General features: G+C 58.4%; 14 protein-coding genes and 1 pseudogene. All 15 read right to left on the bottom strand.

Going from position 1 to position 13,873, the window contains the following annotated elements; all coding sequences use genetic code 11:
* Window positions 1-142 (bottom strand): annotated as a pseudogene (locus M0974_RS15830) (acetaldehyde dehydrogenase); the annotation flags it as partial.
* A 55-nt stretch (window positions 143-197) separates the two neighbouring features.
* Window positions 198-413 (bottom strand): hypothetical protein, encoded by a 216-nt coding sequence (locus tag M0974_RS15825; RefSeq protein WP_297838550.1) that lies wholly within the window; start codon window positions 411-413, stop codon window positions 198-200.
* A 61-nt stretch (window positions 414-474) separates the two neighbouring features.
* Window positions 475-1,263, bottom strand: coding sequence for a 2-oxopent-4-enoate hydratase (dmpE, locus tag M0974_RS15820; protein ID WP_297838547.1), 789 nt, complete (start codon window positions 1,261-1,263; stop codon window positions 475-477).
* Between the two features lie 13 nt (window positions 1,264-1,276).
* Entirely contained in the window at window positions 1,277-2,407 is a 1,131-nt protein-coding gene (locus M0974_RS15815) for an FAD-dependent oxidoreductase (protein WP_297838545.1), read from the bottom strand.
* A 55-nt stretch (window positions 2,408-2,462) separates the two neighbouring features.
* A complete protein-coding gene (locus M0974_RS15810) occupies window positions 2,463-3,293 on the bottom strand; it encodes an alpha/beta hydrolase (RefSeq protein WP_297838544.1) in 831 nt (276 codons plus the stop codon).
* 17 nt (window positions 3,294-3,310) lie between these two features.
* Window positions 3,311-4,657, bottom strand: a complete 1,347-nt coding sequence (locus M0974_RS15805) for an alpha/beta fold hydrolase (protein WP_297838542.1) — start codon at window positions 4,655-4,657, stop codon at window positions 3,311-3,313.
* 91 nt (window positions 4,658-4,748) lie between these two features.
* Window positions 4,749-5,720 carry a VOC family protein gene (locus M0974_RS15800; RefSeq protein ID WP_297838539.1) on the bottom strand — a complete coding sequence of 324 codons (972 nt, stop codon included), beginning with the start codon at window positions 5,718-5,720 and terminating at the stop codon, window positions 4,749-4,751.
* A 236-nt stretch (window positions 5,721-5,956) separates the two neighbouring features.
* Window positions 5,957-6,913, bottom strand: a complete 957-nt coding sequence (locus M0974_RS15795) for a VOC family protein (RefSeq protein WP_297838536.1) — start codon at window positions 6,911-6,913, stop codon at window positions 5,957-5,959.
* A 65-nt stretch (window positions 6,914-6,978) separates the two neighbouring features.
* Complete coding sequence (locus M0974_RS15790) at window positions 6,979-7,518, bottom strand: VOC family protein (protein ID WP_297838533.1); 540 nt, start codon at window positions 7,516-7,518, stop codon at window positions 6,979-6,981.
* 15 nt (window positions 7,519-7,533) lie between these two features.
* Window positions 7,534-7,749, bottom strand: a complete 216-nt coding sequence (locus tag M0974_RS15785; RefSeq protein ID WP_297838531.1) for a ferredoxin — start codon at window positions 7,747-7,749, stop codon at window positions 7,534-7,536.
* 24 nt (window positions 7,750-7,773) lie between these two features.
* Entirely contained in the window at window positions 7,774-8,277 is a 504-nt protein-coding gene (locus M0974_RS15780; protein ID WP_297838529.1) for an aromatic-ring-hydroxylating dioxygenase subunit beta, read from the bottom strand.
* The gene (locus tag M0974_RS15775) at window positions 8,277-9,677 is read right to left on the bottom strand and encodes a Rieske 2Fe-2S domain-containing protein (protein ID WP_297838527.1); all 1,401 of its coding nucleotides are present in this window, start codon (window positions 9,675-9,677) and stop codon (window positions 8,277-8,279) included. Before M0974_RS15775 ends, M0974_RS15780 begins: the two co-directional genes overlap by 1 nt.
* Before the next feature lie 58 nt (window positions 9,678-9,735).
* Window positions 9,736-12,174, bottom strand: a complete 2,439-nt coding sequence (locus tag M0974_RS15770; RefSeq protein WP_297838524.1) for an MMPL family transporter — start codon at window positions 12,172-12,174, stop codon at window positions 9,736-9,738.
* Window positions 12,171-13,253: a YCF48-related protein gene (locus tag M0974_RS15765; protein ID WP_297838520.1), complete on the bottom strand. Its 1,083-nt coding sequence runs from the start codon at window positions 13,251-13,253 to the stop codon at window positions 12,171-12,173. The genes M0974_RS15770 and M0974_RS15765 overlap by 4 nt, the downstream gene beginning before the upstream one ends.
* Before the next feature lie 178 nt (window positions 13,254-13,431).
* A partial coding sequence (locus M0974_RS15760; RefSeq protein WP_297838517.1) for an MFS transporter occupies window positions 13,432-13,873 on the bottom strand: 442 nt, incomplete at its 5' end.

Here is a 13,873-nt window from a genome sequence, read left to right as displayed (position 1 = left end):
CACGGGCAAGACCGTCGGAAGCCGGGTCGATGCCGACCATGACCGCCATTTCCAGGTGTTTTGCATTACGCAGAATCTTGATCATCAGGTCGGTGCCGATGTTGCCGGAACCGACGATGGCGACTTTGAGTTTATTGTTCATTGCATAGCTCCAGCCGTGCATAACGGGCCGGCCGATAGAAGCCGGCCCAGAGTGTCTATGTTTTATTGGCTACTTTACGCAGCACTAGATAAACCCCGACGAAGCCGCTGAGCAGGCCACTGATAAAGCCACTGATGCCATTGCCCAGCGAGTTGTCCAGAATGCTTTGCGGGAACGGCACTAGGAATTGATTGATGCTGAAGGCCAGGATCGCGGCGATGATGCCGCCGATGATCCCGGCAAGGATCGACTCTTTAAGTACGAAACCCATACTTTGTCTCCTGATTATTTTCGAGGCAGTTTGAATCGCTTCTATTCGTTACCCTTCTGCGTCAGGCGAAACGAACCGAGCAACTACCGACGCCTCCGATGGACACCCGCAGATTGTCGCCCGCCTTGACCGGGATCATCGGGCCGAGCGAACCGGAGAGGATCACCTCGCCCGCCTTCAACGACATGCCCAGCCGCCCCAGGGTATTGGCCAACCAGGCCACGGCCACCGCAGGCGAACCCATGGTCGCGGCACCTGCACCGGTGGCAACGATCTCGCCGTTTTTCTCCAAGACCATGCCACACAGACTCAAGTCCACGTCCCGCACCGAAACCAACCGGTCGCTGAGCACGAAAACCCCACAGGAGGCATTGTCGGCCACGGTGTCCTGGATCTTGATCTTCCAATCATGGATGCGTGAGTCGACAATCTCGAAACACACCATCACGCCCTCAGTGGCGCGCAACACGTCAGCGACGGTGATGCCTGGCCCCATCAGGTCGTGCTTGAGCACGAACGCCAACTCACCCTCAGCCTTGGGCTGGATCAACGAGGACGCTGCGATGGCCGCGCCAGAGTTAACGGCCATGGCATCGGTGAGGATGCCGAAGTCCGGCTGACCGACCCCCAGAAGATTCATCACCGCCTGGCTGGTCACACCAATTTTCTTGCCGACCACCCTTTCACCATCGTCAAGACGCAAGGCCATCAGGCGCTGCTGGATCCCATAGGCATGTTCGATGGTCAGGTCCGGATAACGCTCAGTGAGCGGCGCGATGGCCTCGGCCTTGCGCTGGGCGTTGTACAGGTCGACACTGATTTCTTGCAGCAGCGAATCGTTAATACTCATCGGAAACTCCCGCTTAAATAGGCTCGCTAAGAATCAGCAGTGCACGTTCGACCACCTTGGTCTGCTCCTCGACCGGCGCCCGCGCTTGCTCTAGGCGACCGAGTTCCATTGAGCTATCGGTGACTAGTCGGCAACGCGCCTCACGGCGGTCCATGAAGCGAGCGAACGCCTGCTCCACTCCGTCATCCAGCACCAACTCCTCGGCCAGGACCAATGCGTCTTCGATGGCCATACCGGCACCAGAGGCCAGTTGCGGCGTTGTGGGATGCGCAGAGTCACCAATCAACAGGACGCGGCCGCGATACCAAGGCGCTGGCAGGCTGAATATCTCTAGAGGGCGGAAGTTGATCGCCGCGTTATCCTTCTCGCTAAGCGAGTCGTGGACCTCGGCGAGCAGACCTCCGTAGCTCTCCAGGCGTTTGGCCAATTCGCAATGGAAGTTTGCCGGTTCGATGAATACCTGCGGGGTGCCTTCGAGCAGGAACATGTACATATGCGTCGCCGACACCGGGGAGAAGCCTACCTTGTAAGGCCCGCCGAGGAAGAAAGTACGACGCTCGACGCTGGCCGGGCGCTCGAGAAACAATCGCCAGCAGCTCTGGCCGGTGTACTCGGCCTTGGGCGCATCAGGCATGATCAGTCCGCGCACCTTAGAGAACACGCCGTCAGCGCCCAGTACTATGTCGTACCTACCACGGCTGCCGTCGCTGAAGGTCACGTGTACGCCACTGTCATCCTGTTCCAGCGCATCGACAGTGAGGCCCAGGCGGATCGCCGAGCCTTCGGCGTTTGCGTGCCGAGCGAGGATCCTATGCAGTGTCGGACGCATGATGCCGCCGCTGCTTGCGGTCGGACTGTCGGCCGGCATCGGGGTTGCCAGCTTGCGCAGCGGCTCGCCCTGGGTATTGCAGACCTGGATGCCTTCGCCGACATACGCCTCTTCGACCATGTCCGCATATACACCGAGCTGGTGCAAGGCGCGCAGGGTCGGCCCAGTGATGGTGAGCCCGGCGCCCAGCGCACCCCAGTTCGGGTTGATGTCGATCAAGTCAACCTCGACACCGATGCGCCGCAAGGTAATGGCGGCAGACATTCCGGCTGTGCCGGCGCCGACTATCAGCGCTTTCTGTACTGTTTTAGTCATAGCGAAATTCCTTGTTCTTGTTGTTCGGCTCTTGTTCAAATGCAGAGGAGCGCGATCAATCTGCCTTGAGGAAATTCGTCACCAACTGGCAGAAGGCAGCGGCATGCTCGATCTGGGTCCAGTGGCCGCATCGTCCGAAAATATGCAGTTGGCTGTCGTCGATCCATTGCTGCAGAGTCAGCGAGGTGGATAACGGGATCACCTTGTCGTCACGACCGTGAACCAGCAGCGTTTTGTGAGCAATGCCGCGAATCTCAGCCTCGCTATGAGCCATCGCCTCAACCCAACGCTGACGTGGCGCAGGGAACATTTTCGAATAGGCTTCCTGTACACCGGGGCGCTTGCTCGCCTCGTATCGCATGCGCACCAAGTCGTCGCCAACCAGCTTCTGGTCGTAAGCAAAGATGCGCATGATCGCCCGCATGTTCTCTAGCGATGGCTCGTAACCCCACACCGCATCCAGGCCAGCCGTGAGTTCAAAAGGCACGCCGACGCTGCCCATCAAAATCAGCTTGTTCACGCGCTCCGGATGATGGATGGCCAACGCCAGAGCCATAGATCCACCGAACGAATTGCCAACCACAGTGACCTTCTCGACACCCAAGGCATCGAGAAAGGCAACTATCTGATCCAGCCAGACTTGGCGCGTGTAGGCGATGTCCGTCGGCGTCTCGGTGAAGCCGAACCCGGCCAGATCGGGGGCCAACAGGCGGAAATCGTCCTTGAGGCTCTGAATGCTCAGGCGCCAGTTGGCCCAGCCACTGACGCCAGGACCAGAGCCATGTAGCAGTAAAATGGGCTCACCGCTGCCGACGTCGTGGAAGTTGGTGGTGACTGAGCCGGTCTGAATACTCTGGCCGATCTCTGGATTTTGTTGGTTATTCATCGTTGTCTCTCTGTGATTCAAACGTTGGCACGCCGCCAGACCAGGCGTGCGCTGCGGGCCTGCGGGGTGCCCTCTTCAAGTCGCGCGCTCAAGGTCAGCGTGCCGTCGGCATTGACCTCGAAACGGCGCTTCTGAGCACCACCTATCCAGTTGGGAAACAGGCTGATATCGACCAGGTGCGTAATAACGTCGCCGTGTACCTCGTAGCGGCCGCCATAGGCCAGCATGCTGCTGTAGGCTCGAGCTTTCTCGGTATCGCTGGCGTTCCACTGACCGCCGGTTTCGAAACCTGGCCGCTCGGTTTTGGCGATCATGCAAGCCATGTGGCCGCCTTCGGTGTACACGATGAAACCCTGCAAGTTCTCGCCCATCGGTAGCTCACGGCGACCGTCGTCGAAGGCCTGTTCCCAGGTCAAGATTTCCCAGCGGCCTACCGGATTCAGAGCGGTTGTCGACAGGGTGCTTTTCTCCGCTGATAGCCTCGATTCAAGGAAGGCCGTCACGACCTCGTTATGCTCGACAGCGCTCTCGAACTGGGCCCAATGCCCCGTGTCGCTGGCGCAATGAAAGGTACCGTTCTGTACCTGACGCGCAATGTGCTCGCCCAAGGCTGGTGGTGTGCGATTACGATCGCCCCAGTACACCAACGTAGGCTGGGAGATCTGCCGCGCCAGTGCGTCGGTCACCAAGTGCTGGCGAATGCTCGGCCCGGCCAGATACTCGGTGATGAACTGCTGCTGCACGGCGGCAAGCTCCGGCTGGCGATAGAGCGCCTGCCGCACCAGGACCGCCTCATCGGTGAGCCGCTCTGGTTTGGCCAGAATGCGTGCCATACGGATGTGAACGTTGTCGAAACTGGGATCGCGCAGCACTTCCAGCGAACTCGGCAGATTGCTCGCCCAATCCGGCTCGACATAACCTTCGATAACGCCCGCGTCGGGCGTGTAACCCATGGTCGTGGTCAGCACCAATGCATCGACCCGCTCGGGATGACGCAAAGCCAGTTGCATTGCCACCCAGCCACCCAGCGATTGGCCTTCGACGAAGGCGCTGGCCAGCCCAAGCTGGTCCATCACATCAATTACCTGATCAACCAGGTTGGGGATGATCTGCGGGTCATAGCCCTCGGTCTGCGATTTGCCATGCCAAAGGAAATCCATGGCGATGACATGAAAGCGTTTGGCCAATTCGGCAATATTCAGAGCGTAATTTTCAGCATGGCCGCCGGTGCCGTGCAACAGGATCAACGCCGGGCCCGAGCCTGCCTCGATGATGCGGGTGCGATACTTACCCTGTACCTGACGCACCTGGGCGTGCAGCAACTCGATCCAATATGGGGTTTGATGGGCGTTCAATTCGGACATGAAAACTGCTCCTCGAAGCCTGGTAAAGGGGCACCCTCCACTCTCGCCGCAGCGATGGAGTATCTGGCCGCCCGATGAGGACGCTGGGGTGTTAGAGCTTCTGTTCTTTGCTGGCGGAAATAGGCCCCTTTAGGGTGCCGTCGGATTTTTCCAGGCCGAAAGTCCATTCGGAGAAGATGTGCGAGATAGCGGCGAAGTCTTGCGCTTCCCACTCGTCTGTCACGATGTCCTCGTCGGCGGCGTATTCCCAAGAGCCGCCGAACGGCGTCTGGAAGTACCAGAAACAAGCCGAGGAAATGGTATGGCGCCCTGGGCCGGCAAACGTCTTCCAACCCAGAGAATCGAGATGCTGCCCACCACCGATGACCTCGTGGATGTCGCGCACTTTGAAGGCCAAGTGATTGAAGCGAGTTCCCGGTACCCGCGCGTTCATGAAGAAAACGTGGTGGTGGTTACCCGACGGCGAGCAACGCATGAACAGACCGCGATCAGCATAGCGGTCGGAAACGATGAACCCCAGACGCTCAATGTAGAAGCGCGCGGCCTCGCCAGCGTCGTCCACACCAATGGCGATATGGCTAATCTCGCGAGGTTTGGCGACTTTGTAGGTCACCGCGCGACGGTTGATACGGGTCGGCTGGCCCGGCGCGTTATAGCGGGTGACATCGAAATGCGCCGGTTTGCGCTGGGCGATGCGAAAGGCCAAATTAATGCCCAGGTCGTCAACGCTGTGCAACACGCCTGCGCCATCTAACTCGACGCGACGATCGCGCCCCAAATCCTCGGCCAGTGCAGCGAGGGTGGCCTGATCCTCCACGCCCCAGACGATTTCGCACAAGCCGCTGCCACCACCAATCGGTGTGCGTTCGATGCGCGATAGGTCAGTGGCGACGACCTGGACTTCCGAGCCGTCGACGGCACGAAAAAGCTTCACCTCCGGATCGGCCGAGGGTACATAAGAAAGCCCCCAGTCGGCAGCGAAACGGCACGCATTCGCAAGGTCCTCTACCGCAAACCTGACACACTCGACGCCGGTGAAACGATATGAATTGCCCTTCGTCATGATTGCCTTCTCTATTGTTCTTATCATTGTCTGTTCATTACCAAAACAGTCACTTCGGTAAAACTTTCCGACTCATTGAACTCCATCTTAGGGAGCACGCTTCAGGGGAGCCAGAGGGATTCCCTCAAGACAGATATCCAACAAATGCAAGGCTGGCGTGACCGCTTTTGTCCACGGTCTAAAAGCAAAAAAGCCGAGGTGCGGGCCTCGGCTTTTGGGTCAGCGAAGTGTTGCCGTCAGGCAGGGTTGTTCGCCGGTTTGCGCGGGCCGTTGAAGGGTGCCCAGTTCTCTTCGAGCATTTCCATCAGGTACGCCTGGGCGTTATCCGCATGGAGCGGTACTTCACGCGGGACCCAGTTGTCGTCGTGCTTGTCCATGTCCGCGTCGTACTCGAAACGACAGCCCAGCGGACCGTCGAAATACCAAAACCAATTTGAACCGAAGTTGTGCCGGCCAGGCCCCCAGAAGCTTGTATGACCCAAATCTCGAAAGCGGTTGCCCGCCTGCATCACTTCACTCGGGCCACCGAGATGGAACGCCATGTGCTCGATGCCCTTGAGCTGCGGCGGGCCCTGGATAAGGAACATGGTGTGATGCTCCAGAGTGCCCTTGGAGCGCATGAATGGCCCACCGCCGAGACGGTCGTTGACGCGAAACTGCAGGCGGTTGACATAGAACGCCTCGGCCTTGGCCACGTCGGGTACGAACATCGCGAAGTGCCCCAGGCTACGCACCTGCGGCAGAACATCCTGATCGTCGACGCCGACACAATTGACTGGTCGCTGCAGCGGCGCTCCCGGCGCATTGATCTTCTCGGCCGGCAGGCTTAACTCGCGGCGCCGGGTCAGCTGGAACACCAATGTAATATCCAAGTCGTCGAGTGCCTCAATGGCACCGTCGTCCAGGCGTTTGACCTCTCGGTCCTTGCCCAGCTCGGCAGCGATCTGTTCGATACTCTCCTGGTCGGCGACGCCATAGACGATCTTGCGCGCCTTGTTGGTCGGGCTCAGGGCTGGAGGCAGGCTCGGGTCACTGGCTTGGCAGATAATCACGCCGGTGCCGTCCAGTGTTTCGAACAGCAGTCCTTCGCGCACCCGCCCTGCAGGCTTCAAACCGAAATCTGTCATGTACTTGGTTGCGACTTCGATGTCGTCCACACCGAAGACCACCGCATCTGGACCGATGATATTCATGAATCGTTACTCCGTTATTCGTCTGTGCGCTTCATGGGGCGGCAGCAACGCTCGCCCCGGTCGGATCAGGAAGTGATGCTGACGTTCTCGCCACGGCGCAGTGCGGCCATGCGTTCGTTAAGTTCACCGTCGACGTAGTACAGCTCGGTGTAGAAACCGATCAGCTCGCGGGTGTCCCAATAGCTCCAACGGCAGTTACCGAAAGGACCTTCGAAAAAACCAGCCATGGCCTTTTCCAGCCCTTGCTCCCGGTAATGACGCTCGGCCTGAGCGTATTCCTCGGCGCTCGACTGGCGGAAACCAATGTGGTGCGGGCCGTAGCCACGGCTGTCGATCCAATCCTTGTATAGGCTATTGCCGCCGTCGTGCCGGGCCAGCTCGATCAGGGTATCGCCGGCGAAGCCGTAGGCGCAGCTGAATTGGAAGTCACCGGGTTGTCCACGGTATTCCTTCTGAGTCTGCTCCTTGGCCAGGTCATGGGCGACGTTCCACACTTCGACGCCATTGGTTTTGCTCCACATGGCCATCGCCGCTTCAAGGTCCGGGACGACGAAACAGATCTGGTCAAATTTACGGCCAATCAGGTTTTTCGCAATGTCACTCATGCGCTGCTCCAGTATTCACTCTTGAACCACACGAAGGCTGATGGCTGCAGCCGGGCAGTCTCGTACCAATTGCTCGAACTCGTCTCTACGCGAGATGTCCACGAAGCGCTGCTTCAGATGGGCAATGTTCGTCACCGAATCCAGCTCGAAGACGTCGTCTGCTCCCAGGCAAAGACCGTAGCCCTGGCACTTGAGCGCATCGAGCAGCACTTCCACTTTTTCGTTCGCCATGTCACGGCTCCCTTGTTTTTGTTGTTACAGAAATACGCCAAGATTTGGCGTCTGCAGCACCGCGTGGGTGATCAACGCCCTGCGCTTGAGCAACTTGAGGCCGTCATCGGTGATCCGCAGTAAGTCGTGGCGGCGTACCGGGATGACATCACCCAGCTCGTCGTGACCGCGCTGGCGGTAAAGAATCATTGCGCTGACAACCGAGATCACGTCGGCATGCTCGGTGGCGTCCACCAACACGCTGCCGACCACACGCAGAGTGCGTGACGGCGGCACTTCGGCCCAGGCATGATCGCTTTCCAGACGCGCAATGCGAGTCTGGATATGCGCTTTGCAGTCCTTGATGCGAAACGCCCCTGGCGGAAACTCGTCAGCATAATTGCGCATGGCGATGCGGATCGGCACGTCGTAGTCAATCTCGTCGTCAAGCAGCGCGAACCAGTCGCGGAAACGGCGCTCGTCGAGAATAAGTGCTTCACGGGCGAGAAAATCCTCTGCAACCCCACGCATTTCGTGCAAATGTTTCATCACTCGCATCCTCCTTGGTCGTCGCACTGATCGGCAGGTTTGCTCGCGCTCTTACCTTCAGTCATTTCCTTCACCCAGCGGCGCCAGAAACGCTCCTGGCTGTATTCGCCATAGATCGACGGGTGGAATTCGCCCGGCCCTTTCCAATCCGGATCAGCGCCGCTGCGCTTCTGTTGGTAATGCAGGCGCATGCCTTTGGTACGACCCCAAGGACTGGAAGCAACCTTGGCAATGCCTTCCCAGACAGCGGTGTCGTCTTGCTCAAAGATGCCGCCTGAGCCGAAACCGAACTGGCCGGCCATATACGCTCGAGCCTTGAACTCTTCTGGGAGGAAGTCATACTCCAACTCGTAGTTCCACAGCTCCATCACGCCCGGAGCCACCGGCTGCCACATGCGGATGCTGGTGAACGGCACCGGCATCGCACCCGGCACGTCAGGCTGCGGGAAGCGCAGGAAGCTGAAGTTAGGGAAGATGGTGCCGATGGTCGGTGGGACCTTCTTGAGCATCTCCAATTGCACTTCGTCGAGTTTGCTGAGGTCAAACTGGTCGCGGAACTCCTGCGGGTAGCCCCAGAAATCGAACATCGGTGCGATCAGTTCTGGCAGTGCATGACCAATAAAGCTGTTGCCGTTGCCAAAATCGTAACCACTGGCCAGGCTGCTGACCTGGTTAACCCCGGGAATGAACTCCGACATCGAGGCCGACAAGTGCGCAGTGCTGACGTGATAAGCGTCGCCGCTGAAGTTTTCAGCCCCACTCTTCCAGTCTGCCTTGACCACGAAGCGCTCTGGCTCCTTGAGCACCTTCATGCCATCCGGATGCAGACCGAACAACGCGTCGAACATCCACGCCGCGCCACCCAGGTATTCGCGCAGTGGCGGCACATCCTCGCTCAGCGAGGCGAAAACAAAGCCATGAATGGCCTCGATCTTGGCCGCCCGCAACAGGCCCCACTCTTTTTTATCCAACGGACCGCCGTAGGCATCTTTGAGGTGCGGAGCGCCGGCCCAGTCGCCGTTATTGCGATAGGTCCAGCCATGGTACGGGCACTTGAAATGCCGTGTATTACCCTTGTCCTGATGACACAGTTCCGAGCCACGGTGCCGGCAATGATTGAGTAACACGTTGATCTGATCATCGTCGTCACGGGTAACGATGACCTTATCGATGCCTATGCGGCGCAACACATAGTCGCCCTTATTGGGGATTTCCGAGGTGTGGGCAACGAAGATCCAGTTGCGAGTGAAGATACGTTCCATTTCCGCGCGGAACACGGCGTCGTCGCGAAAAACCTCGACCGGTAAAAGGCCTTCGTCCATGCCCTTTGAAACTCGATCGCAAAGATCGTCCAGGTACTGGTCGGGGTTGCCCGGATATATAAGATCGTAATTGATCATTTAGGTTGCTCTCCTCACTATTTATTCTTATTTATTTTGAGCCTATGAACGACTCAGGCTAGCGGTCGATCTGTTCAAGTATTGGCGTATCTATTTTGCCCGACACGAGTTGCCGCTCCGTTACTAGGCCTTGCTTCGGTTTCAACAGGAATACCGACAGCGACGGCACCAGGACCAGCGCGCCTAGCATGTTCCACAGGAACATGAAGGCAAGTAACGCACCCATGTCAGCCTGAAACTTGATCGGGCTTGCCAGCCAGGTAGCAACGCCAATGGACAGTGTGATGCCGGTCAGCATCACCACCTTGCCGGTAAATATTAACGAGCGGTAATACGCCATTGAAAGGGGTTGTCCGGCTTTCAGTTGCACCAGCATTACCGACAGGATGTAGAGCGCATAGTCGACACCGATACCAACGCCTAGGGCAATCACTGGCAACGTTGCGACCTTCACGCCCATGCCCAGAACGACCATCAACGCCTCAGCCAATACTGAGGTCAGCATCAGCGGCAACACTGCGACGATCACCGCACGCCAGGAGCGGAAAGTGACCAACGCCAGTAACGCGACAATGGCGTAAACCAGCAGGTTCATCCGTCGCCACGCATCGGTGACTACCATATTGGTGGCGGCCTCGATGCCGGCCGTGCCAGCCGCCAGCAGGAATTGCACTTCTTCGGTGTTATTCGCCGCAGCGAATTGTTCGATGTGTTTGGTGACCCGCGACAACGTGGCGGCCTTGTGGTCAGCCAGGTACACGTAGAACGTCAGCAGCGAGCAGCTGTCGTCATAGAGTCCACGCGGGGCGCTGGCAGTGATCGTATTAAGCATGTCCTGATTGGGCACAAGGTCGTACCACTTCGGGTTACCTTCATTCAGTGCGGCACTCATGCGCCGGCTCAGCAGAGCCAGGGTATCGGTGCTTTCCACCCCTTCGAGCTGACGCAACTGCCATTCCAGGGCGTCAACCTTACTCAGGGTCGATAGCGCAGAACAGTAGCCCGCCGGGGTCTTCACCATGATCGCCAGTACGTCGCTGGAGGCACCATAGCGGCTGTTCATAAAAGCAATGTCACGGTTGTAGCGACTATCCTGGCGCAGTTCCGGCGCGCCTGGGTCCAAGTCACCAACTTGCAGATAGCTGGCAACGTTCCACGCGCCCAAAGCTAGCAGCAAACTGACGACGATCGCACCGATGGCCCAGCGACGTTGGGTGAAACGGTCGAGTACGCGCCACATCAAATGCCTGGCCGCCCCGTTCTGCTCGGCGTGTTCAGCGCGCAGACTTCGCTGTGCAGCACGCGGCGAGACACCGACGTAGCTGAGGATCACCGGCAGCAGGATCAGATTGGTAAAAATCAGAATTGCGACGCCAATCGAGGCGGCCAGCGCCAGCTCGCGAATCACCTCGATGTCGATCACAAATAGCACGCCGAAGCCGACTGCATCGATCACCAGCGCGGCCATACCAGCCCCGAACAAACGACGGAAGGTGAATCGGGCGGCCGTCAGCTTGCTGGCGCCTCGCCCGACATCCTGCAGGATGCCGTTCATCTTCTGCGAGCCGTGGCTCATGCCAATGGCGAAGACCAGGAATGGCACCAGAATGGAATAGGGATCAAGCGCAAAGCCGAGGGTCGGCAGCATGCCGAGTTCCCAGACCACGGCAATCAGCGAGGCAACGACCACAGCAGCGGTGGAACGCCAGCAGCGGGTGAACCAGTAAAGTACGGCGCTGCTCAATGCCAGGGTTATGAGAAAGAACAGCAAGACGCTACGCACCCCATCAATCAGATCGCCGACCAGCTTGGCGAAACCGGTGACATGCATCTCATAGCCGCGTGCTTGGTACTTGTGGCGTAATTGCTCCAGAGACTCTGCCAGTGCTGCGTAGTCCAGCGCATGGCCTTGGGCATCTTTGGCGAGCAATGGCACGAAGATAGCGGTGGAGCGGAAGTCGGTAGCGACCAGACGGCCGACTTCGCCGGAGCGTGACAGGTTATCCCTCAGTTGTTGCAGGCTGGCTGGAGATCCGTTGTAGCCGTCCGGAATCACCGGCCCACCTTCCAGGCCGTCCTCTGTGACGCCAGCCCAGCGAGTCGACGGCGTCCACAGCGACTTCATCTGCATACGATTGACACCGGGCATCAGAAACAACTCGTCGTTCAACTCACGCAGAGCGTCCATGTACTGTGCGTCATAGAGAGTACCCTTGGGATTGGCCAAGACGACGCGCACGGCGTTGCCAAGTCCCACCAGGTCTTTCTCATGGGCAGTGAAGTTCTGAATATAGGGATGCCCTTGCGGAATCATCTTTTCGAAGCTCGCAGAGAGTTCAAGGTGACGCAACTGGCTGGCGAAGAAGGCCGTGAACAGCAAGCACAGCACCACTACGATCAAGCGATGGTTAAATATCGCGCGTTCGACCAGTGAACCGGAACGGGAGTCGAAATCGGCCATTGGGGTAGGTCCTGGCAGAGAGATATTCAGATTCATTTCAGACCCTCCGCGGGCCCATCAAGTCGCAGCGTGGTCAACCCGCGATTACTGAGCACTAAAACGTTTTCAGCATTGACCGGTGCGATGCCGTTCAGCGATGGCAAGGCGTGCTGACTCAGTTGCACCAGAGCCCCGTGCTGCAGGCCGAGCACGTGACCGGCCTGGGTCACAAGGTAGAGGGAACCGTCGGCACCGAGGGCGGAGCCGGTAAACGAAGAAGCATCGGCGGCAGTGAGGCGCAGCCAAGTCACGCCACCGTCATGGCTACGCAGCAGGCTGCCCTTGAGCCCGGCAACGACAATATCCCGCTCGCCGAGCAATTCGGCGACGAACAGACTGCCCTTATAGGAGGTCTCTAGCCGCGTGAAGCTTGCACCGTTGTTGACAGAGCTCAGCACCAAGCCGCGTTCCCCGGCGACCAGCAGCTCATTGCCACGCTGGCGAATCGCGTACAGGTGAAGCCCGTCAGGGTTGTCCAGACGCCCCATCCAGGGGCTCCAGTTCTGCCCGAAATCCGCAGAAGCGAAGATCATGCCGTAGGCGCCCACCACTAGCAGGTGCCCGTCATTGTCTATCGCCACATCCAGAAACGGCTTGTCCGGACCTTCGTCCACCAGTTGTTGCGCACGTTCGATCAATGCTGGATTGTTGTCAGCCTTCGCCGCCTGCAGAGCCAGCTCTGCGGCACGGCGTCCATCGAGGCGCAGCACCCAGTGTTCGCCGCCGTCGTTGCTGGTTAACACCACACCACCATGACCGACTGCAACCCCTTGCTGACCGGCGAAGCGCACGGACGTTAGGGTAACGCTAACGGGGACGGGGCTTTGGCGCCAGTGCGCGCCAGCATCATCGGACAGCAGCACCAGCCCACGTTCCCCCACGGCGACTAAGCGGTTACTGCCAGTGATGGCAGCACCCAGCAAGACTGCCTGGTCCGCCTGATTGGAGATCAAGGCTGTGCGGTGCGCAGGGTCGCCGACCTCGGAAGCCGGCACCGAAGCGAGGGCGCAGATGGAGATTCCACACAGCACCGCCCCAAGTACGCCACTGCGCACCTTGTTGGACTTGCGACTCATGGGCATTGCCTCTTGTTGTTGTAGTGACAGCCGCACTGTCCGGCTGTTGTGAGTCGAGTGTATGGACTGTGTCTAACGCCAGCTACGCATCGGCTTCTAATTCAGATATCTACAAAACGCAGATCATCGTGGGGCCGCACTGCCTTCAGGGAACGGAGTCCCAAGGGAAGCATGGATATTAATTTTTTATGGGCGAGCTGCTGAAATCTTTCATCAATACAACTGCCACTGCTGAAACTGCTAAAACAACACCGACCAAAAAGAACAAGCTCGTGGGTTTCCAACCTTGATCAAGCAGTATCCCGGCCACTGTCGGCGATGACATGCTGCCTAAGCGACCGACGCCAATAGCAAGGCCGACACCCGTCGCTCGATGGGTTGATTTATAAATCATCGGGGCGATGGAATGCAGCCCTGCCGTTGCACCCACGCCAAATATCCCAACGACAAGCCCTAGCATCAGGGCCAGGTTCAAATTGCCTAACGAACAACCAAAGACAACCACAAGCACCGCAGTGGCGATCAAGAAGAAAACCTGCAAGGTTTTAATTTTATAGCGCGCGCCTAAAAGACCGAACACAATCGTTCCAAGTATCGCCCCAAAATTAATAACCACACCT

The organism is Pseudomonas sp. (assembly GCF_026224925.1).
Taxonomy (GTDB): domain Bacteria; phylum Pseudomonadota; class Gammaproteobacteria; order Pseudomonadales; family Pseudomonadaceae; genus Aquipseudomonas.
The sequence above is the reverse complement of the archived record's forward strand: the minus strand, read 5'-3'. Positions and strand labels throughout refer to the sequence as shown.

Coding starts and splice junctions, on each gene's coding strand:
- M0974_RS15780 (WP_297838529.1), bottom strand. CDS start 8,277: ATGAAACATTTGCACGAAATGCGTGGGGTTGCAGAGGATTTTCTCGCC.
- M0974_RS15785 (WP_297838531.1), bottom strand. CDS start 7,749: ATGGCGAACGAAAAAGTGGAAGTGCTGCTCGATGCGCTCAAGTGCCAG.
- M0974_RS15775 (WP_297838527.1), bottom strand. CDS start 9,677: ATGATCAATTACGATCTTATATATCCGGGCAACCCCGACCAGTACCTG.
- M0974_RS15800 (WP_297838539.1), bottom strand. CDS start 5,720: ATGACGAAGGGCAATTCATATCGTTTCACCGGCGTCGAGTGTGTCAGG.
- M0974_RS15790 (WP_297838533.1), bottom strand. CDS start 7,518: ATGAGTGACATTGCGAAAAACCTGATTGGCCGTAAATTTGACCAGATC.
- M0974_RS15770 (WP_297838524.1), bottom strand. CDS start 12,174: ATGAATCTGAATATCTCTCTGCCAGGACCTACCCCAATGGCCGATTTC.
- M0974_RS15795 (WP_297838536.1), bottom strand. CDS start 6,913: ATGAATATCATCGGTCCAGATGCGGTGGTCTTCGGTGTGGACGACATC.
- M0974_RS15810 (WP_297838544.1), bottom strand. CDS start 3,293: ATGAATAACCAACAAAATCCAGAGATCGGCCAGAGTATTCAGACCGGC.
- M0974_RS15825 (WP_297838550.1), bottom strand. CDS start 413: ATGGGTTTCGTACTTAAAGAGTCGATCCTTGCCGGGATCATCGGCGGC.
- M0974_RS15805 (WP_297838542.1), bottom strand. CDS start 4,657: ATGTCCGAATTGAACGCCCATCAAACCCCATATTGGATCGAGTTGCTG.
- M0974_RS15765 (WP_297838520.1), bottom strand. CDS start 13,253: ATGAGTCGCAAGTCCAACAAGGTGCGCAGTGGCGTACTTGGGGCGGTG.
- M0974_RS15815 (WP_297838545.1), bottom strand. CDS start 2,407: ATGACTAAAACAGTACAGAAAGCGCTGATAGTCGGCGCCGGCACAGCC.
- dmpE (WP_297838547.1), bottom strand. CDS start 1,263: ATGAGTATTAACGATTCGCTGCTGCAAGAAATCAGTGTCGACCTGTAC.